This is a genomic window from Bacteroidia bacterium, from assembly GCA_041391665.1.
Lineage (GTDB): Bacteria > Bacteroidota > Bacteroidia > J057 > J057 > JAGQVA01.
On the sequence record JAWKNO010000001.1, the window covers coordinates 2,768,849 to 2,789,713 of the forward strand.

Annotated in this window: 16 protein-coding genes; 8 read left to right on the forward strand and 8 right to left on the reverse strand. The window is 46.3% G+C overall.

The genetic code is table 11. The features are described from left to right. Nucleotides 1-36: 36 nt before the first annotated feature. The 3 genes from R3D00_11250 to R3D00_11260 all read right to left on the reverse strand — a co-directional run bounded on the left by R3D00_11250 (nt 37) and on the right by R3D00_11260 (nt 4,807). Nucleotides 37-1,806 carry a PQQ-dependent sugar dehydrogenase gene (locus tag R3D00_11250; GenBank protein ID MEZ4773749.1) on the reverse strand — a complete coding sequence of 590 codons (1,770 nt, stop codon included), beginning with the start codon at nt 1,804-1,806 and terminating at the stop codon, nt 37-39. Between the two features lie 136 nt (nt 1,807-1,942). Then, nucleotides 1,943-3,859: an ATP-dependent DNA helicase RecQ gene (locus R3D00_11255; GenBank protein MEZ4773750.1), complete on the reverse strand. Its 1,917-nt coding sequence runs from the start codon at nt 3,857-3,859 to the stop codon at nt 1,943-1,945. A gap of 72 nt (nt 3,860-3,931) precedes the next feature. Continuing rightward, a complete protein-coding gene (locus tag R3D00_11260; protein MEZ4773751.1) occupies nt 3,932-4,807 on the reverse strand; it encodes a hypothetical protein in 876 nt (291 codons plus the stop codon). A 214-nt stretch (nt 4,808-5,021) separates the two neighbouring features. On the opposite strand from R3D00_11260, the gene R3D00_11265 reads away from it, so the two are divergent. Next, nucleotides 5,022-6,278: a TPM domain-containing protein gene (locus R3D00_11265; protein ID MEZ4773752.1), complete on the forward strand. Its 1,257-nt coding sequence runs from the start codon at nt 5,022-5,024 to the stop codon at nt 6,276-6,278. Between the two features lie 5 nt (nt 6,279-6,283). Here the strand turns inward: R3D00_11265 and R3D00_11270 are convergent, their stop codons facing one another. Continuing rightward, the gene (locus tag R3D00_11270) at nt 6,284-6,724 is read right to left on the reverse strand and encodes a nuclear transport factor 2 family protein (GenBank protein ID MEZ4773753.1); all 441 of its coding nucleotides are present in this window, start codon (nt 6,722-6,724) and stop codon (nt 6,284-6,286) included. Between the two features lie 118 nt (nt 6,725-6,842). On the opposite strand from R3D00_11270, the gene gltX reads away from it, so the two are divergent. The 5 genes from gltX to R3D00_11295 all read left to right on the forward strand — a co-directional run bounded on the left by gltX (nt 6,843) and on the right by R3D00_11295 (nt 12,266). Continuing rightward, entirely contained in the window at nt 6,843-8,369 is a 1,527-nt protein-coding gene (gene gltX, locus R3D00_11275; GenBank protein MEZ4773754.1) for a glutamate--tRNA ligase, read from the forward strand. A gap of 178 nt (nt 8,370-8,547) precedes the next feature. Further along, a complete protein-coding gene (locus R3D00_11280; GenBank protein ID MEZ4773755.1) occupies nt 8,548-9,462 on the forward strand; it encodes a hypothetical protein in 915 nt (304 codons plus the stop codon). Nucleotides 9,463-9,473: 11 nt separating this feature from the next. Beyond that, nucleotides 9,474-10,247 carry an enoyl-CoA hydratase-related protein gene (locus R3D00_11285; GenBank protein ID MEZ4773756.1) on the forward strand — a complete coding sequence of 258 codons (774 nt, stop codon included), beginning with the start codon at nt 9,474-9,476 and terminating at the stop codon, nt 10,245-10,247. Between the two features lie 30 nt (nt 10,248-10,277). Next, on the forward strand, nt 10,278-11,009 hold the full coding sequence (locus R3D00_11290; protein ID MEZ4773757.1) for a DUF4197 domain-containing protein: 732 nt from the start codon (nt 10,278-10,280) through the stop codon (nt 11,007-11,009). A 21-nt stretch (nt 11,010-11,030) separates the two neighbouring features. After that, nucleotides 11,031-12,266 (forward strand): ABC transporter permease, encoded by a 1,236-nt coding sequence (locus tag R3D00_11295; GenBank protein MEZ4773758.1) that lies wholly within the window; start codon nt 11,031-11,033, stop codon nt 12,264-12,266. 1 nt (nt 12,267) lies between these two features. Here R3D00_11295 and R3D00_11300 read toward each other — a convergent pair whose 3' ends face one another. After that, nucleotides 12,268-12,789, reverse strand: a complete 522-nt coding sequence (locus tag R3D00_11300) for a hypothetical protein (protein MEZ4773759.1) — start codon at nt 12,787-12,789, stop codon at nt 12,268-12,270. A gap of 147 nt (nt 12,790-12,936) precedes the next feature. Between R3D00_11300 and R3D00_11305 the strand changes: the two genes are divergently transcribed. Continuing rightward, entirely contained in the window at nt 12,937-13,086 is a 150-nt protein-coding gene (locus tag R3D00_11305) for a hypothetical protein (protein ID MEZ4773760.1), read from the forward strand. A 6-nt stretch (nt 13,087-13,092) separates the two neighbouring features. On the opposite strand, the gene R3D00_11310 is transcribed toward R3D00_11305, so the two are convergent. Further along, complete coding sequence (locus R3D00_11310; GenBank protein ID MEZ4773761.1) at nt 13,093-15,510, reverse strand: FtsX-like permease family protein; 2,418 nt, start codon at nt 15,508-15,510, stop codon at nt 13,093-13,095. 246 nt (nt 15,511-15,756) lie between these two features. Between R3D00_11310 and lysS the strand changes: the two genes are divergently transcribed. After that, nucleotides 15,757-17,484: a lysine--tRNA ligase gene (lysS, locus tag R3D00_11315; protein ID MEZ4773762.1), complete on the forward strand. Its 1,728-nt coding sequence runs from the start codon at nt 15,757-15,759 to the stop codon at nt 17,482-17,484. A gap of 1 nt (nt 17,485) precedes the next feature. Here the strand turns inward: lysS and R3D00_11320 are convergent, their stop codons facing one another. Together R3D00_11320 and R3D00_11325 are read right to left on the reverse strand one after the other, a co-directional pair. Then, nucleotides 17,486-19,135: a T9SS type A sorting domain-containing protein gene (locus tag R3D00_11320; GenBank protein MEZ4773763.1), complete on the reverse strand. Its 1,650-nt coding sequence runs from the start codon at nt 19,133-19,135 to the stop codon at nt 17,486-17,488. Nucleotides 19,136-19,209: 74 nt separating this feature from the next. Next, a complete protein-coding gene (locus R3D00_11325) occupies nt 19,210-20,727 on the reverse strand; it encodes a T9SS type A sorting domain-containing protein (GenBank protein ID MEZ4773764.1) in 1,518 nt (505 codons plus the stop codon). Nucleotides 20,728-20,865: the final 138 nt, after the last annotated feature.

The window sequence follows — 20,865 nt, forward strand, 5'->3', positions numbered from 1 at the left end:
ATACTGCCACGTTGAGGAACCGGGATCTTCCCAACCTCAAAATTGTCCGCTAATCTGATATATTTTACCATCTGCCTTTGTCAGCAGGTACAGTTCTCCGTCTTCATCGGTACCAAAACGCAGATCTACGCGGCTGTGTCCTGTAATATTATTGCCAGTCAGTTCGGGCCATAAAGCCGGTTTCCCATCCTCCAGTTGTAATGATAATTCCTCAATAGGCGCCTGTTTTCCCAATGCGAGTGAGGCTGCATCTACCATAAAAATACGACCGGCAACAATTCCTCCGAAGATATATTTTCCCTTTAGCGCTGGCACTTTTTTGCCCTGATATACAAATCCACCACTGATGGCAAGTGCTTCATCATGGTCAAACTGCACGACCGGATAGGTGTAACCCGCCAATGAATCATCACTGGCAAGCGGATAAACCTTTCCAATATCAGCGGATGGGTCCAGTCTGAATGTTCCTTCCCGCTCCGGCCATCCATAATTATTTCCTTTAACAATGATATTCAATTCTTCGAGGAAATTCTGGCCTATGCAGGTTCCCAACATTCTCCCCCCATGGGCAGGATCCCAGGTAAATCTATGCGGGTTTCTGAAGCCCATGGCATAAATTTCTCCCGAGGTATTGTCATCCTGGTCTGAAGCATACGGGTTGGAGGGCGGGATGCCGTAGTGTCCATTTTTACTGTTATTTCCCCGTGGGTCTATGCGCAAAATGGAGCCCCAGATACGACTTTTGTTCTGAACAAGGAAGGATATTTTTTGTCCGACAGATCCCCCGTCTCCTATGCCGATAAACAACAATCCATAGTCTTCATCTCCCGGGCGTGCATACGGATTAAACGCAATTTCCTGCATGCCGTGAATCTGGGTTACCATATCGACCCGCATAATTTCCCTTTCACTTCCGGCAAACTTATCGCTGGCCGGGTTTTCCTGTTTCCATTCGGTCAGTACCCATCGCACCTTTCTCTGAATGGAGTCCGCAAATGAAAAATCTGCAGCCGAAGATGTCGCCGGGTTTTCCGTATGAGAGGTATAAAATAACCCATTTTTTGCATATTCAGGGTGAAAAGCAAAACTTCCCATTCCCGTCCCATGTCCCGGTGTATGAATAAATTCAGGCTTGCGGGCGGCCAAATCGAGAAACAGATGGGGTTTGCCTTGTACCAGTTCATAAAGTTTTCCCCGGAGGTCATGGACAAACAAGCGTTTACTCCCATCGTATAAAGGCGCCATTTTATTAATTCTGGCCCGTTGCCCTTCATCAGCTGTTGGAGGAACCTGGGAAAATTCTTTAATAATCAGGGTCAAATCAGCGCGCGGAATTTTTTCCTGGATAGGATCTGTCAGAGGCTGTCCCCAATCTGTACGGGTGATTGTGGCAGGTTTTTCTTTATGAGTATGTAAATATGCCGTGAGTGCATCTATATCTTCGTTTCCCAGCATGGGGAAAGCCGGCATATATTGTTTGAACTGCCCAAACAACTGAGTCGCTCTTTCATCCCCTGACTGAATAACCTCCGTAGGATTTTTGATAAAACTCTTCAACCAGTCATGAGATACTTTTTGGGTGACACCGGCCAGATTAGGGCCAATGCCCGTGCTTTGAAAATTGTGGCACGCCACACAATAGTTGTCAAAAAGTAAATTTCCTTTGGCGATAGTTTCAGCGTCCTGAGCGTATGTATCGGCTGATTGCTCAGCGTCGCCGCAGCCTGAGAATATGAAACCTGCAATGAAGATATAACAAAGCAGTATATCCTTTGTCCTGTATTTTGAAATGCTAAATCGGGGCATAAGCTTTTAAAAGAAAAATTTTCAGTAAACGGGTAATCGAATGATAAGCGCTAAAGTTAAATAACCGTATTGGCAGATATGATTCAATCATTATCATTTAGGTAGCCATTTTTCACATTTGGAAGATTCTTTTGGATCATGGCCTTATTGTCAAATTCCCCCATATATCTGTCAAAATCACTTCCTTGTCGAGGAGGTAACGCAAAACCTTTTCGCGTTGGGCGGGTGTGCCGGTTTTTACCTGGTTAATTGTGTCCCGGTAAGTTTGCGGCCCGGCTTTCACAAAACTAATGATTGCAGCCTGTATTTTTGTGTATTCATCGTCGGAAACTTTGGTTTTATTTCTGCCAATACATACATCGCACTTGCCACAGGGGGTATGCGAGGTTTCTCCGAAATAGTGCTGAATCATCAGACTCCGGCACACTTCTTTTTCATAAATATAGTGCAGCATTTCTTTCAGCCTGCGGTCATTCTGCTCTCGCAAAAACTGATATTTCTCCCAGTTGAGGGCTTTTTTACTGAGTAAATGCCGGGGTTGATGAAACCTGAGCGTTGGCAAATCGGTCGGTGCCTGGTAGTAAATGATGTTGTGTAAAACCAGTCGGTCGAGTTGTTTTTGCAACGCTTCCACGGTTAGCTGAAGTTTTCCTGCCCAGAAGCCCGGTAAAAATCTGACTTCCTGCATATAGGACTCACCCCCGAGGTTTCGGAGCATAAAATCAATAAGCGCTGCCAAAGAAGGGTGGGATTGTTTGTAGTGCAATACATCTTCGGGGCGTGCGATAAACTGTATATAGCCATAATCATCCGCATCTTCATTGAATTCCACGATCCCTTCCTGGTTCAGGAGGCGAAGGCTATTGTACAATTGCAATGCGGGAATCTGCACCGAAGGTGCCAGCTCACCCATAATCAACGGGTGGGTTTCGCTGACATTCCCGCTATTGGGTATCTGGAAATAATTGCACAGCTGGTGGTAATGGTGGTTGAGCTGCTCCCATGTAGGATATTTGTCCTGGCTCCAGCGTTTCATTTCTGCTATATCAACCGGCGAAAGAAACGCGATAGCCAACGCAGTTTTACCGTCTCTTCCTCCGCGGCCAGCCTCCTGATAATAACTCTCCAGATCAAACGGGAGGTTGTGATGCACCACAAACCGCACGTCAGGTTTGTCGATCCCCATGCCGAAGGCATTGGTGGCGACGATTACCCGTGTTCGGTCTTCGATCCAGTCCTGCTGAATCTGACTGCGCTGGGAGTTTTTCATCCCACCGTGATAAGCGGCTGCGGCAATCCCTTTGGACTGGATCAGCGCTGCGATCTTTTCCGTAAGCTTTCGGGTGCGGGCATATATGATGCCTGTGCCAAGGGTTCGCTGTACAATCTGGAGGATTCTTGCGGCCACATTTTCCTCTTCAATCACAAAATAGCGCAGGTTGTCGCGGCGAAAACTTTTGGAGAAGGCATTTACCTGCTTCATTTCCAGTTTTTCTACGATATCCTGCTGCACCTGCGGTGTAGCGGAGGCGGTAAGGGCTATGACCGGAATATGCGGGATCGCCTCCCGGATTTTGCAGATCTCCAGATAGGATGGCCGGAAATCGTACCCCCACTGGCTGATGCAGTGTGCCTCGTCAACGACGAGGAAGTTGATCTTCATCTTTGGCAGCCGGAGGCGAAAAATTTCTGAATGGATGCGTTCGGGCGCGAGATACAAAAACTTATATTTTCCATCCATGGCGCCCTGTAACTTCTGGTCTATCTGCCACCTGGGCATGGCACTGTTGACATACGTGGCGGCAATACCCATTTGGTTGAGTCTTTCTACCTGGTCTTTCATCAGGGCTATCAGCGGAGAAACTACCAGTGCGAGGCCTTCTTTGCACAATGCCGGAACCTGAAAACAGACAGACTTGCCACCTCCGGTAGGAAGCAACGCCAGGGTGTCCCTTCCTTGCAGCGCACTTTCTATAATTTCTAATTGGAGGGATCGAAATTCATCGTATCCCCAGTACTTTTTAAGAATCTCTATGGGTGCTGCGTGCGACATGGCTGGCAAAGATAAAAAAATAAAGCGCAGGCCCCGAAGGTACTGCGCTTTATTACACACTAACAATATTTTTTACTGCTTCACAGAGAACTCGTAGTAATCCTGATTGTTGGTCTCTGTAACGCTGATGTTTGTAACAATAATTGCAAAGTAAGTTCCTTCGCTCAGCACCAGAAACTGGTCGCCATTGGCTACTTTATCTGAAGTAGTGATGGAAGTTCCCAGGCCAAAGGCTGCTTCAATTTGCTCTTTTTTGGTAATCGTCGCGTAGTCAAATCCTGCAGCCGGAACCCTGAGGTCAGCAGCATTGGCAGGAGAGATGATCTGCTTCCAGTTATCTTTCAATGGGAGCGCCAGATCAATTCCGTTGTCTTTGATATCGGCTGTAGGATCAGTAGAACCAACGCCTGTACCGGTGTGGAGGTCAAGACCACCTGTACCCACAGGACCACCCTGATTGAGGAGCAGTACCATGGTTTTTTCGGAAACTGGGGTTCCAGGATCAAATGAAGTTACATCTACAGAAACTTCATCAGAAAGCCCGGCGTTGTCCAGCACTTCGAAAGAATAGGTATTGGTAACGTCAGGTGAGGTTTGGGTTTTGATTTCGATTACCCAGGTAAAACCACCTTCAGAACCAGGCCCCAGTGGGTTTGGATTGCTTTGTGCTGCAAATCCGTCAAAAGTGATGCGGGCAAAATCTGTAATTGCTACTCCGTTTTCTTTTACGGTGATACGGCTGAGGTTGGAATCACCTTTTACCGCTGTAAGTTTTATTTTAAATAGTTCGTCAATTGCTACAGTAGCTGTATCGCTGACAAATCCCGCATCCGTAGAAAGACTTAATGTTGGACCAACCGGAGCCGGTGGTGGGTCTTCCTGACAACCAGCGAGAAATAAAACGATTGCCAATACAGCAACTGAAAGAAGGACATTTAATTTTTTCATAAAATTCTCAAAATTTGTGTTTGTTGAGTGATTCGTGTATTAAGACCGTGCGAAATTACAAAAAGTCACATATCAGCATATTTTTTTTAACTTTTACACTGATTTCTTAATACTGTAACGAAAGGTATTCATTCATATTTCGTAAAATTCAGCTAATCCGCTGCCTCTGAATGGTAATTTTTTTTCAATCTCTGAAAATTTATCCCCAGGTTATATGAAAATCTGTTGGTTATTGTCTTTCATCCTGCTTTGTATTCCTTTGTATGGCCAGGTTCCCGAAACCCCTCAAAACTACGTTACGGACGTGGCAGGGCTGCTCTCGGCTGAAGAAGAGGCCTCATTGAATCAGATTCTTGCCTCCTATGAGGATTCTACTACTAACCAAATATTTATTTTATTGACCCGGTCTCTGGAGGGCAGAATCATCGAAGAAGTTTCTTTGGAAACGGCAGTTCGCTGGGGGGTTGGGCAAAAAGGCGAAGACAATGGGTTGCTGATTTCAATTTTTGCCGATGACAGGCAAATGCGGTTTGAAGTTGGCTATGGACTCGAACCTTTTCTCACCGACTACGAAACGCAGCGGATTCAGCAGGATGATATGATTCCGTTTATAAAGCAGGGGGATTATTTTCATGCAATTGAAGCGGGAATCAATCAATCTATCCTGATACTGGAAACGCCACCGAAGGAGCCTACAGAATTCGAATTACAGCAACAGACTTTTTATCAGTACGAAGATTACCCTTTGTGGCCACCGGTAAGATGGGAAAATGGATACCTGTGGGTGCATTGGGGCGTTTTTGTTGTGATAATTTTACTCGGTATGTATCCTGCCTATCTTTTGTTTGGACTGATCGCAAAAATGATTGGGGCCGAATTGAAGACCTCGTGGAAGCGGCTGGTTCTGCTGCTGGCATTAAATGCACTTGTTTTTTTAGCTGCATTCTGGCTGGTCGATGATACCGGGTTTATTTTTGTTTTTCCCCGATTCGGACCAGTAAAAGTGTTGTGGGCTGTGTATGCATTGTGTTTCTTTTGGATGCCGGTGTTGGGGATCTGGCTCAAAATGTCGAAAGATATTTATCAGGTAAAGAAAAAAGGGGTCAGCAATTCCGGTAAAAAGAAATCAGCCTTTGCGGACTTCAGCGTATTTGAAAAAATCATGTATTATATCGCATATACGCTGTATGGGGGCATGATCTGGACCAATCTGGTATTATTTAGTATCTGGGGCTCCAATACCTGGGGGGTAGATGGAATTTTTACTTTCATCATCGTGAACCTGTTTTTATTTCCTTTTGTCTTTTCTCTGTCCCTGGCATTTTTGGGTGAAGGTGGGACTGGTGGCGGTTCGGGATCAGGCAGTAGCTGGAGCAGTAGTAGCTCAAGTTCTTCCTGGAGCAGCTCTGACAGCTTTAGCGGCGGAGGTGGTGGCGATTTCGGCGGTGGGGGAAGTAGCAGTAGCTGGTGATCGTGTCAGGAGGTGTGATCACTGACAATCACCCATTTTCCCTTTATCTTTTTCCACACAAGCGTAAAATACCCGCCCAGATCGCCGATCTCTCTTTTCAGATGAAAGGTGCCTATGAGGAAAGCCGTATTTTTATCCAGTTTTTCCAGCCGCAAAATCTTAAAACTCAGTGTTCCCATAGCGGTTCTGTCCGGGTATCTTTTCTTATAGTTATCCCGCGTCTGTGTCCATCCATAGGTAATCCCCGAACTACCGATAAACGTAAGGGAGTCTGACTTCCAGTACCCTTCCATAAACCGGTCGACATCACCTGCATTCCAGGCTTTTTCCTGATCGAGAAAGACAGCCATGATAGCTGTTTTATCCCCGGAAGAAAGGGTTTGCGCCTGTAAGAAAGAATGACATAAAAAAATAAGGGAAGCAAAAAGGAAAAATTTAGGTTTCATCGCGATACATTTTGCGCCCAAACTACACAAAAGTTTTCTGAACGACATTCCCGGTTTCACATACAGCGGAATTCCCCTACATTTGCATAAATAAATCCTTCGGAAAAGTTTTTTACAAATGGTAGTAGTCAGATTTGCTCCTAGTCCCACAGGACCGCTTCACATTGGCGGTGTTCGTACCGCATTATATAATTACTTGTTTGCCCGCCAGCACAACGGCAGGTTTATCCTCCGCATAGAAGATACAGACCAGGCGCGATTTGTTCCCGGCGCAGAAGAATATATCATCGAATCACTCGAATGGATGGGTATTTCCTTCAGTGAAGGCGTAGGAGCAGGCGGAGAAAAAGGCCCTTACCGCCAAAGTGAACGCGCGAAAATCGGCCTGTATAAACAATATGTCGACCAGTTGATCGCCAATGGCAAAGCCTATTATGCGTTTGACACGCCTGAAGAGCTCGATGCGATGCGCGAGCAACTCAAAGATGACTCTACAGATGTCCAGCAGTACAACCATATTTCCCGGATGAAGATGAAAAATTCTTTTACCCTGTCTGAGGCAGAGGTAAAGGAGCGTTTGCAGTCCGGGCAGCCCTATGTCGTGCGAATGAATATGCCGGCAGATGAATCGGTCACTTTTCAGGATGTGGTGCGCGATACCGTGACTTTTCACACCAGCCAGCTCGACGATAAAGTATTGATTAAAAGCGACGGGATACCGACTTATCACCTGGCCAATGTAGTGGACGACCACCTCATGGAAGTAACCCATGTGATACGGGGAGAAGAATGGCTTCCCTCGACGCCGTTGCATGTTTTGTTGTACCGCGCCTTCGGCTGGGAAGACACGATGCCCGTTTTTGTGCATCTCCCGCTCCTGCTCAATCCGACAGGAAAAGGAAAGCTCAGCAAACGCCATGGCGATAAAATGGGTTTCCCCGTGTTTCCGGTCAACTGGCACGACCCTGAATCCGGAACCATATTTCCCGGTTTCCGCGAAGCCGGTTACGATCCTGACGCATTACTGAACTTTTTGGCACTGCTGGGCTGGAATCCCGGTAATGACGAAGAGGTGATGGACGTAGATCGTCTGACCGAATTGTTTAGCCTGGAGCGGATTGGCAGCGCGGGGGCGAAGTTTGACCTTGACAAGCTGACCTGGTTTAATGAAACGTACCTTCGCCACCGCCAGCCGGAAGAGCTGTTGCCACAGGTGAAAACCGCGCTCCAACACGCGGGTATCGCGCTGCCGGATGACCATTTCCTCACAGGTATGATCGGACTCATGCGCGAAAGAGTAAAATTTGTAAAAGAATTTGCAACAGAAGCGCCCTATTTTTTTCAGGCACCCACCGCGTATGATGAAAAGATGTCGAAGAAATGGACTGCCGAATCAGCCGTTTTACTGACCGCACTTGCAGAGAAGTTTGAAGATTTGGCAGAATGGACAGCAGAGATCCTGCACCATGTTTTTCAGGAATTTCTTGCAGCAAGGGAAGTGGGCGCAGGTAAGGTCATGGCACCGCTACGGCTGGCACTAACAGGCACATCTTCGGGCCCGGGAGTGTTTGAAATTGCAGAATTGCTGGGAAAAGCCGAAACTGTAAAGCGAATCAAAACAGCTGTAGAAACAATTCAGGTATAAATATTTCCGGATAATTCGAAGGAAACTGCGAAAGCCATGAAATTTTCCAATTATTGACCGTATTTTGTAAATTCAAAAGCTGATTACAAACTGGCAAAACTTAGCGTGTGGTTTCTGACGTATAAAATAATTACTACCGGAAATCGTCAAAAGAAAGAATATTAACCGAATACTAGCTTTGGCAACAACGAAAAAATCAAAACCCAACCGGATACAAAAATTCATCAACTATACCAAGGAGGCTTTCTTCTGGCCGGCCCACCTGGTGATGATGGCTGGGATTACCGCGATTGCGGCACTGGGCATTTTTATTGTACCGGAATTGGCGATCGGAATTGATTCCGGGCTGATTACCTCCTCAATTATTCTTATGGCCGGCGGCGTCGAGCTTATGCTGCTCAGTGCGATTTCTCAAAACCCCCGGTTTATCAGAGCCATTAATGCCAAATATCAACAGGATATTGATGCTTTTCAGAAAACCAAAACCCTCGTGGACTACTATAACGAGCTTACCCTCGAATCTCAGGGCAGATTTGATAAGCTCCGCAAACGCGTGAAAGAGGTGCGGGACAGCTTTAAAAAGCTCAATACTACTGTTCCCAGTCTGGTAAATAGTTTTCTGAATAAAATGAATGCGATTGAATTATCGTATGCGCGGTTGTTGTATTTCAGAGATAAATTCCCTGAACTCACCAACGAAACCGTTATTCACCAGACCGTACAGGAAATCGATAAACTCAATCAGGAGTTGAAAAACGCTACCAGCCGCCTGAAAAAACTGAAGGAAAAACGCCTCAAACTGCTGGAAATGCGGATGGATAATTATTATAAAGTCCGGGAAAACCGTGAGGTAATTGAAGAGCAGCTTCAGACCATCGAAGAAATGGTTGAGTATATCAAAGATCAGCCCATGACCCTTCAGAATACTGAGCGGGAGGATATTATGATCGACAATCTGTTGTTTGAAACTGAACAGACCCAGCAGACGATGGAAGAAATCGAATCACTCATCCAATCCGAATTTTATCCCGGTATTGTGGATGATATTGATGGAGACTTTGACATGGGTGATGCGTCTAAAGAGAAAGAATAATATCTGTCTGTATGTACAATACCCTCATTACTGAGAAAAAAAACTATACCCTGGTGATCATGCTCAACCGTCCTCAGGTCTTAAATGCCCTGAACCGGGAGCTTCTGGAAGAACTCTACGCTGTCATCCGGGATATGAAAAATGATCCGGAGATAAAAGGCGTTGTGATCATTGGTGCCGGCGACAAGGCTTTTGCAGCCGGAGCAGATATCGCGGAGCTAAAAGACCTGTCGGCAGATAAAGCCGTCGAAGCCAGCAAATTTGGCCAGATGGTTTTTAATGAAATCGAAAATAGCCCCAAGCCCATCATCGCTGCAATCAATGGCTTTGCACTTGGAGGAGGGTGTGAACTGGCGATGGCCTGCCATATGCGTATTGCTTCTGGTGGTGCCAAGTTTGGTCAGCCGGAAGTAAAACTGGGGCTGTTGCCCGGATATGGTGGCACTCAACGACTGGTTCAACTGATCGGAAGGGGAAAAGCAACAGAAATGATCATTACCGGAGATACCATCGATGCTGACGAAGCGTTGGCATTAGGTATCGTCAATTATGTAACTACCCGTGGCGAACTGGCCGAAAAATGCCTGGAAATACTTCGGAAAGCCTATCAGCAATCCCCTCTCGCGATTCAATATTCGCTGGAGGCAATCGCTGCCGGCTTTAATCACGCCAACGGACTTGATAAAGAAGCCGAAAACTTCGGCAAAGCCATTACCTCTTACGACGGCAAAGAAGGTACTGCCGCTTTTGTAGAAAAACGCAAACCCAACTTCCGGGGCGAATAATACCTCAAAAAACCAACCTAAGTTACCATTATGAAAAAAAGTATTTCCATTTGGCTCCTCATTTTCACCCTTTCTTTCTGGGGCTGTGATACCTTACTTCAAATGGCCGAAACAGGAATGGCTAACCTTGATCCCACAGATACTGAAATTATCGGCGGGTTAAAAGAAGCACTCGCCAATGGCGCAGCAAACTCGGTTTCCATTTTGAGTAAGTCCGGCGGTTATCTCAATGACCCTCTGGTGAAAATTCCTTTTCCCGAAGAAGCGCAGTTTGCTGCAAATACGCTCAGGGATATTGGTTTGGGAAGTCTGGTGGACGAATTTGAAAAACTCCTTAATCAGGGGGCGGAAGATGGCGCCAAAACCGCACTGCCTATTTTCAAAAATGCCATCACTTCCATGTCCTTTGCCGACGCAAAAAATATACTCTTTGGCGGTGAAAATGCAGCTACGGAATATTTTAAAGCCAAAACCCGCGATGACCTGGTTGCCGCATTTTCCCCGCATATCAAAACTTCACTGGATAAGGTAAATGCTACCAAAGCCTGGGAAGATGTGACTACCCGCTATAATGCAATTCCGCTGGTACGGAAAAAAGTGAACACGGATATTGTAAATTATGCAACGGGTAAGGCGCTTGACGGTTTATTTCTCAAACTGGCAGATGAGGAAAAGAAAATCCGTATGGACCCGGTTGCCCGTACATCGGATTTGCTAAAGAAAGTATTTAACTACGCCGACAAAGAGAAAAGTAAGCAGTAATACTGCCATAAGCTTCTTAAGATGCGCATTTTACTCAATCTGAACCAATCGCTTGATGCCATCCGCGCCAATTTACTTCGCGCCGGTATCACGATTTTCATTATCGCTCTCGGCATTACGGCACTTGTGGTCGTCATGACTTCGATTGCAGGGGTAAAAAGCGCTATGATGAACAGTTTCTCTTCCCTGGGTTCTAATACATTTAAAATCCAGAATATGGCTTCTCAGGTCATGTTTCACGGTGGGGGAGGGCAGCGGGTCGTCAAATATCCGGCCATCGACTACCGGGATGCTACAGAGTTTAAAAAGCAATACGAACATCTGGCGGTTGTAAGCATCAGTGGGTCTGCTGGTGGCGCATTCAAGCTTAAGTACCGGGAAAATACTACCAATAACAATATTCAGCTTCTGGGGGTGGATGAAGACTACCTGAAAACAGCTCGTTATGACCTTGCTGAAGGGAGAAGTTTGTCTGAAGAAGATGTCTCACTTGGGAAAAATGTCATCGTCATCGGCGCAGAAGTAAAAGATATGCTGTTTCCTTTCGAGTCGGCCGTCGGCAACTTTGTAACGGTTGATGGCAATATGTACAAGGTCATTGGGGCATTTGCCAAAATGGGTACGTCCGGAATGTTTGGCGGCGATAAGATCGGTATGATTCCCATTTCCACTGCCAGAAACCATTTTCCCAATATGGGCTCCCTGACGCTGAATATTTTTGCCACTGACCCTGCCAGAATGGACTATCTGATGGAAGAGGCCCGGGGAATTTTTCGGCTGGTAAGAAAGGTAAGAGCTGATCAGGACGATAATTTTGCCATCACCAAAAGTGATTCTTTTGTCAGCCAGTTTCTCGATCAGATGAAAGTGCTGACAATTTCTGCTCAGGTCATTGCGATGATTACCCTGATGGGGGCATCCATTGCTTTGCTCAATGTCATGCTCGTATCTGTCACTGAGCGCACCAACGAAATCGGGGTGAGAAAGGCCATGGGCGCTTCCAGACGCAATATTTTATATCAGTTTTTATTCGAAGCCATTGTCATCTGCCAGTTGGGGGGATTGCTCGGTATTTTGATGGGGTTATTTGTCGGTAACCTGATCAGCACCCTGATGTTTAATACAGGCTTTGTTGTGCCGTGGAATTGGATTTTCATCGGCCTGATCTCCTGCCTGGTGGTCGGTGTTGGCTCCGGCTATTATCCTGCCTGGAAAGCGGCACGGGTGGACCCGATCGAGTCGCTCCGGTACGAATAGATTACATCTCCCGAAAAGAGTGAATCAGCTTGTCCATGTCTGGTTCGTATTGCGCCAGGTTTCTTTCTGTTGTCCAGACCAAAAGTTGATACAGGTGTTCTTTTCCTGCAATCATGACGAGTTTATAATAAATAGACTCCCCTTTTACCGTTCCGCTCACATGGCCTTCCAGCGCTTCCAGTCCGTTGATCTTTAATTCTTTGGGGCCGGGCGCTAATGGTTCATGAACATCTATCAGCAGGTTTTCGATATGGAAGTCATAATAATCTTCCAGCGTTCCTGCATTGCCTTTATTGTTATTTTTAAGATCCTCCCAGGTATTGTATCTGATAATGGCATACACTTCTTTGTGTTTATTGGCGAGTTGTACCTGGGCATCGCTGTTGAGCGAAGCGGTTGCTTCCAGGTAATCGGGTACAGTAAGGGCAAATAAGCCATTAAACAATTGATTTTCATAGCTGGTCGCGCAGCCTGTAGCTAAAAGAGCCAGAGCAAATCCCAAAGTGAAAATTTGTCGCTTCATACCCAAAATTGGCGCGAAAACTCCTGAACTCCAAACCGGGAGGAAATCCTTTCCAAAATTTTAGATCTTTTCCCAATGTTAACTTAATGTTAAGTAATTGTTTTTTTTAAGTTAATTTTTTATTACCTTAGTGTAAAGATAAAGATTATGATCGCCATATTAGAAAAAATCAACACCATTACCCATCGGGTACATCTGGATCTGGAGGCGATCGCCTTATTTGGTGGTAGCCTGCTTATCGCTCTGGCTCTCACAGCGATCTGTGAGACCTGTGGTATTAATATTTTCGCTGTCTGATGGTATTTAATCCTGCCGGATCGCATCTACGGGATTTGCAGTTGCTGCCTGATATGACTGCCAGGCGACGGTTCCCCATGCGATAAATAAAGCCACCATTCCTGCCAATACAAACGAAACCCATCGTATATCTCCCTGATAGGCAAAGTTGTCCAGCCAAAATACGCTGATCGAAATATAGGCCAGTACAACACCGCCTGTTATTCCGGCAATCACCAGCAGGGAAAATTTATTTGTCAGCAGTAAAATAATCTGTGGTACAGTTGCACCCAGCACCTTGCGAATGCCTATTTCCCTCGATCTTTGTTCGGTAGTAAATGATGTCAACCCAAATAATCCCAGCGCAGCAATCAGTATCGCCAGCAGCGAAAAATAGCCGATCACTTTGCCCAGCCGATCTTCTCCTTCGTATTGACTGTTGAAATTTTCATCGACAAATTCATATGTAAATGGAAATCCTTCCCGGAGAAATGCCCACTGCGCTTCGAGATATTCCAGCGTCTGCTGCCTTGCGCCTTCGTGAATGCGGAAAACCAGACTACCTGCGCGACCGTCTGTGATCATGAATATCACCGGCGCTATCGGCTGTCTCAGGTTTTCGAAGTGAAAGTCTTCTGTTACGCCAACTACAATCCCGGTTCTGTCTCCATATTCCATCTTTTTCCCGATGGCGGCTTCCGCATTTTCCCAGCCAATCGCCTTGACAGAAGATTCATTGATGATAAATGCATGCAGGGAATCACTGGCGAGGTTCCTGTCAAAGTCTCTGCCCGCCGCCATTTTTACCTCAAGGGTTGATAAATAATCGTGCCCTACATGGATGTCTGCGATCCGGAAGTCAACGGTTTTCATTTCTCCGTTTATTTCGGCAGTTGCTCCCTGTGAGTCCAGCAGCCTGCCCGAAGGCACCCGGCTGGCAAGCGATATGTCTGTGATTCCGGGCTGGGTCAGCCATTGGGTTTTGAGCGACTCAAAACGGTTATAGATATCGTCATTGGAAGGCAAAATTACCAGATTCTCCCGGGTAAATCCCAGGGGTTTATTTTTCATAAACTTCAACTGATCCTGTACCATCATTACTCCGGCAATCAGTGCCACCGATATGCTAAACTGAACCACCACAAGCGACGAGCGCAAAAACGAGCCTTTGCCCCCTGAAAATAACTTCCCTTTCAATATCGCCACCGGCTCAAAGGAGGATAAGTACAGCGCCGGATAACTCCCTGCCACCAGTCCCACAACCAGGGTCAATACCAGCAATCCGGGTAAGGTCCACGGATCGTTCAGAAAGGAGATATGAAGGTCTTTTCTGAAAAAATTGTTGAACCACGGGAGAAGCAGCTCCACGATACTCACCGCCAGAATCAGCGCAAAAACTGCCAGCAATACAGACTCTGTGATAAATTGCCGGATCAGATTTCCCCTGAACGCACCGATCACTTTTCGAAGCCCGATTTCTTTGGCGCGGGTAGAGGAGCGGGCCGTAGAAAGATTGATAAAATTGATGCAGGCAATCAGCAGGATCAGAAAAGCCACCACGGAGAAAAGATATACATAGTTGATATCGCCATTTTCTTCAATTTCTGAGTCCAGATGCGAGTGAAGGTGGATTTGTGTTAATGGCATCAATCTCAATGCGTTATATTTAGATGCTGGCTGTCCATTCCACAAACCCAGGTGCTTGTATAAAAAATCCGGAAAACGGCTTTCCAGCTCCTTGGGTTTTACGCCTTTAGCCAGGAGCAGATATGTGGGAAAATTGTTACTGCCAAAATTTTTCATCAGTTCTTCCCTTCCGAAAAAATTCTCCAACGAGATAAAAGAACAAAGCGCATGAAAAGAAAAATGAGAATTAACCGGTACATCTTCCATAATACCGGTTACTTTCATATCCGCCATATTATTGTAGTTGATCGTCTGGCCTATGGCAGGCTTGTCTCCAAAATATTTTTGAGCGGTACTCTGAGTCAGTACCAGCGAATTGGGTTCTGAAAGGGCGGTTTCCCAATCCCCTTCCAACATCTTCCAGGAAAAAACTTTTCCTATGTCGCTGTCTGCAAAAAACAGTTGGTCTTCTACCAGTTTTTTTTCGCCAATGACGAGCAATGGGTTGTAGTCCTGCACAAATCTCACAGCTTCTTCAATCTCGCCTTCAAAATCGCCTTCCAACAGCGGGCCAAATGGCGGTGCAACCATGCCAAGGTGAAGACTGGTCTGTCCGTCCTCATTAAACCATTCCCGTGAGACGCGGTAGATCCTGTCAGATTGCTCGTGATACCGGTCAAAGGACAATTCGTCCCTCACCCACAAAATAATCAGCAGACAAGCCGCCATGCCGGTCGCTAGTCCGACAATATTGATGAATGTATGCACTTTCTGACGTTGCATACTTCTGAGCGCTGTTTTAAGATAGTTTTTCAGCATAGTGCTTATAAATTTTCCTCTTCCTTCTTAGCAGATGCGTGAACCGGAGAATCTGTGATCGAAAATCCGTTTCATCACTTTGCAAACAATATGAGTTTCTCAGAGGCAGATAAGACAGGAGAAATTACTATAAAGGTTGTATGAAACGAATACATTTCCTCGCTTTAGCAATTTTCCCATAGGATACTGCTCATTTTCCATGAAAAATCCCTACTTTTGCAGCGCTTTTCAGCAGAAATCTATATTATGAGCGATCATCATTTTTCCGATCAGGAAATCATCCGAAGAGAAGAGCTTCAACAGCTTCGAAACCTGGGCATCAACCCCTATCCCGCCGAACTATTTCCCGTAAATATCAAGGCGAAGGACATCGAAGAAGGTTTTGAAGCCGGAAAAGAAGGCTTTGACAACCTCTGCCTTGCCGGCCGCATCACCACCAAACGGGTGATGGGCAAAGCCTCTTTCGCCGAACTCGAAGATTCCTCCGGGAAAATACAAATCTATATCGCCCGCGACGAAATCTGCCCCGGCGAAGACAAAACCCTCTACAACGAAGTATTCAAACGCCTGACTTCCCTCGGCGACATCGTGGGTATCAGGGGCGAAGCTTTTATCACCCAGACCGGTGAAAAAACCGTGAAGGCGACGGAATTTGTGATCCTCTCCAAAATTCTGCGCCCGATTCCCTTTTCCAAAGAGACTGACGAAAAACTCTACGAAACCTTTACCGATACCGAGCAGCGCTACCGCATGCGTTATCTCGATATGATCCTCCACCCCAAAGTGAGGGAAACCTTCCGCAAACGCACCACGCTGGTGCAGACCATGCGCGAATACCTCAACGAAAAAGGGTACCTCGAAGTGGAAACGCCCATTCTCCAGCCCCTCTACGGAGGCGCTGCGGCCCGGCCGTTTAAAACCCACCACAATACCCTCGACATGACCCTTTACCTCCGCATTGCCAATGAGTTGTACCTCAAAAGGCTGATTGTGGGCGGTTATGACGGGGTGTATGAATTTTCCAAAGACTTCCGCAACGAAGGCATGTCGCGTTTCCACAACCCCGAGTTTACCCAGGTGGAACTGTATGTGGCGTATAAAGACTACGAATGGATGATGAACCTCGTGGAAGAAATGGTCGAAAAAGTCGCCATCGCCGTCAACGGAAATACGAAGGTTCAGGTAGGCGAAAACATCATTGACTTCAAACGCCCGTGGAAACGATACACCATGTACGAATCCATCCAGGCATTTACCGGTATAGACATCTCCGAAATGGATGAAGCCGGGTTGCGTCAGGTCGCTCACAGCCTGCATATACCCGTGGACGATACCATGGGCCGGGGCAAACTGATTGACGAAATATTTGGCGAAAAAGTCGAACCGAACCTTATCCAGCCGACCTTTATCACCGACTACCCGGTAGAGATGAGTCCGCTGGCCAAAAAACACCGGAGCAAACCCGGACTGGTAGAGCGGTTTGAGGCCATTTGCAACAGCAAGGAGATTTGCAACGCCTTCTCCGAACTCAACGACCCGATAGACCAGCGCGAGCGGTTTGAGGAGCAGTTGGAGCTTGGCAAACGCGGTGACGACGAGGCCATGTTGCTCGACGAAGACTTTCTCCGGGCACTGGAGTACGGCATGCCGCCGACGGCGGGGCTGGGCATCGGCATAGACCGGCTGAGCATGATCATGACCAATTCGGCCTCGATTCAGGACGTGCTGTTTTTCCCACAGATGAAACCCGAGAAAAAAGCCGCAGTGGTTTCCAAAGACGATTTTATCGCCGCAGGCGTGGCCGAAGAATTTGCCGCCCTCGTAATGGAAACCGGCATCCGCACCGTGCAGGCCCTAAAAGAAGCCAACCCCAACAAACTCCATCAGGACGTATGCGGGCTGATCAAAAAGAAAAAACTCGACCTGCGCAAACCCGCGAAAGAAGAAGTGGAGAATTGGGTGAGGGGGAATTAATTCAGATTTCCCTAATCATTTTCTTTATTACCGATCTCTTCCCCTGCCCAAGCCGCAGCAGATAAAACCCATCCGGCAGCACTGGCACGGATAGGCGGAAGGGAAAAATATTGTCTTCTATAAGCATCTGCGTCTTCCATATTTCCCGGCCCGACAAGTCAAATAAGCTTAGATTCAGCGGCCCTAACACAAAATCTCCCCAAAGGAAGATATGATCCTCAAAAGGATTGGGATATACCGTCCACTCTGCGGGAGGTTGAGGAAGTGGTGGGAGACTGTCGCGGTGGAGTTGGGCGACAAAAACATCCATATAAGCAGGGAAGACATTGAGTACGAGTGTAGAGTCAAAAAAAAGCCCGTTGTAATTGTACCCACCGGCAAGGGTAACGTCGCCTTTTGTATTACCTTCGATCTGTAAAAGCCGATGATCAGAAATGTTTTTTATCGCCCGAACCCAAACCAGATTTCCTGTTGTATCATACCGGGCAATCAGCAATTGCTCTTCACGGGGGGAGGTAAAAGTACTATCCCCGATGGTGATGGTGTGGGAGAATGATCCTGCCAGGTATAACTGCCCCCGGTTGTAGAAGAGGGAAGGGTTATTAAAGAAGCCATTTACCGGTTTTTTCACCCATTGGACTCGTCCTTCTGAAGAATATTTTGCCAGATATTTGGCTCGCCCCAGATTTACGATAAGTGTATCAAATAAAACACTATCGCTCATGCTTCCTGTGAAATAGATGTTTCCTCTTTCATCAAGGGTCATATCCCAAATATCTGTTCCGTTAAACAGTTCCGACCATTGATACTTCCCGTTGGCATCCAGTTTCAGTAAAAAGTGATGGGAGGAAAGTCCGAGGGAAAGCATGTTGCCCTGAACAATCATGGTATCCCCAAAATAACCGGTGAGAAAAAGTTCGCCCTGCCGATTGGGTTCTATTTCCTTTATTGCCCTTGCTCCCGAACCCGGAAACACGCACTCAGTAAGGTATTGAGGATGAAATACAGAATCTAATCGGGCAATAAAAAACTGACCCGGGCCATTCGTTTTGAGGAATAATTCGTCACTAAAAATAAGACTGTCCGAGTTTGTGATCCCGGCTATGTATAAATTATCTCTTCTATCTGTAGAAATTTGGTATAACCAGGAAATGGCTTGTCCGTTAGGATGAAAAATAGCTAGAATACTACCTTGAGGAGAAATTTTTGCAATAAAAAAGTCTAAGGGGTTATAAAAAGATTTTTTGGGATTATTCGCTTGCAAGAAGACTCCCCCTACATCTATTTTCCCCGAAAACCCCGCCCCGAGAAACACATTTCCCTGGCTGTCGAGTGCGAGGGCTTTGCCTTGATCCACTCCGCCTCCGCCCAATACCTTTGCCCACTGCAACACCCCCACCGAGTCGTACTTAGCCAGAAAAATATCGGAAGTATCGGGGCTGGCAGCGGGAAAACAGAGGGTGTCGAAGCAGATAAAATCCGTAAAAGAGCCGGTGACATACACACTTCCGTCTTCGGCCACGACGAGGTCGGCGAGGTCGTCGTCCTGCCAGCCGCCCATACTTCGCGCCCACTCAAACTGCGGCGGTATCTGCGCGGCCACCACAAGGCGCAGGCACAGAAAAGTAAGGATCAGGAGAGGTGTTTTCATAACAGAAATTAGGCAGAATATTGGAGAGTGGCAAGTTTTTGGGGAAAGGGTATAAAAATCGGGGATCCAGTCTGCTAAACCCTCACCATCTTCTTTACTATTTCCTTTCCCCTCTGCCCAATCCTCAGCAAATAAAACCCACCCGGCAACACCGGTACGGATACCCGTAGGGGAAAAATAGTATCCTCCACCAGCATCTGCGTTTTCCAGACTTCTCTGCCGGAGAGGTCGTACAATGAGAGTTCCAGCACCCCTTGTAAGAAATCCCCCCAAAGAAAGATGTGATCCTCAAAAGGATTGGGATAAACCTTCCATTCTGCGGGAGGTTGGGGTAGCGGAGGCAGGCTGTCGCGGTGAAACTGGGCAATAAATGGTTCCATATAACCGGGAAACGAGTTTTGGATAAAATAGTCGTCAAAGGAGGTTTTATTATAGTTAAACATACCTCCGATTGTTAAATCCCCCGTTTCATTTCCTTGAATAGCCAAATACCAGTATAAGGAAGGCTCGCCAGTCGTTCTTACCCAAATCAGACCGCCAGTAGTATCATATCGTACAATAAGGATATTTTCTTCATGCGGGCTTGAAAAAGTATGGTTTTCGACCACCATACTTCCACTAAAAGAGGCTATTATATAAACTTGTCCTCTATTATAAAACAAATTCATCCATCCTGGAATACCAGTATATGAACGCCTCACCCATTGTACTTTCCCCAAGCTGTTATACTTAGTCAAAAAATAAGAATTTGCACCTGCTATCCTCAACGTATCAAAAAACTCCTCTTCTGTAAAATTTCCTGAGAAATATATATTATTTTTTTCATCAATATTGAGTCCATGAATGTTCAGTGATCGAAAGGTTTCTGACCAACGATGATTCCCCAAACTATCCCAGGAAATCAGGAATTGTTGGAAAGAAGTTCCTTCAGATAATACAAATGAATCGATACTTATAGAATCACCTGATTGTCCCGCTACCAGAATATCTCCATTATAGTTGGATGTCAAGGTTAAGTAGTTAATACCGTGGTAATAAACTGGGAAATTTTTGGCAAAAATAAATTTCTGATTTTTGTTATACTTCACCAGAAACATATCCAAAGCAGAGCGGGCATTTTTGACAGTAAAATGATGACCAAACCAAAGGGTGTCAGAAATTGATTGCCCGACAATTGTTAAATTATCTTGATAATCAATGCAAACATCTAATAATGCAGCCCCACGGCTCCCTCCTGGATGATAAACGGATAAGCATTTCCCATCAAATGAAAATTTAGCAACAATTATTTCCGAACTACCAAAAGGGTACAAGTTTGGATCGAAGGGATTAATTACAAAAGAATCTATTTGTAGAGGTCCCGAAAACCCCGCCCCGAGAAACACATTTCCCTGGCTGTCCAGTGCGAGGGCTTTACCTTGATCCACTCCGCCTCCGCCCAATACCTTTGCCCACTGCAATACCCCCACCGAGTCGTATTTAGCCAGAAAAATATCGGAATTATCGGGGCTGGCGGCGGGAAAACAGAGGGTATCAAAGCAGATAAAATCCTTAAAAGAGCCGGTGACATACACACTTCCGTCTTCAGCCACGACGAGGTCGGCGAGGTCGTCGCCCTGCCAGCCGCCCATACTTCGCGCCCACTCAAACTGCGGCGGTGGTATCTGCGCGGCCGCTGTGAGGTGCAAGCACAGAAAAGTAAGGATCAGGAGGGGTGTTTTCATAACAGA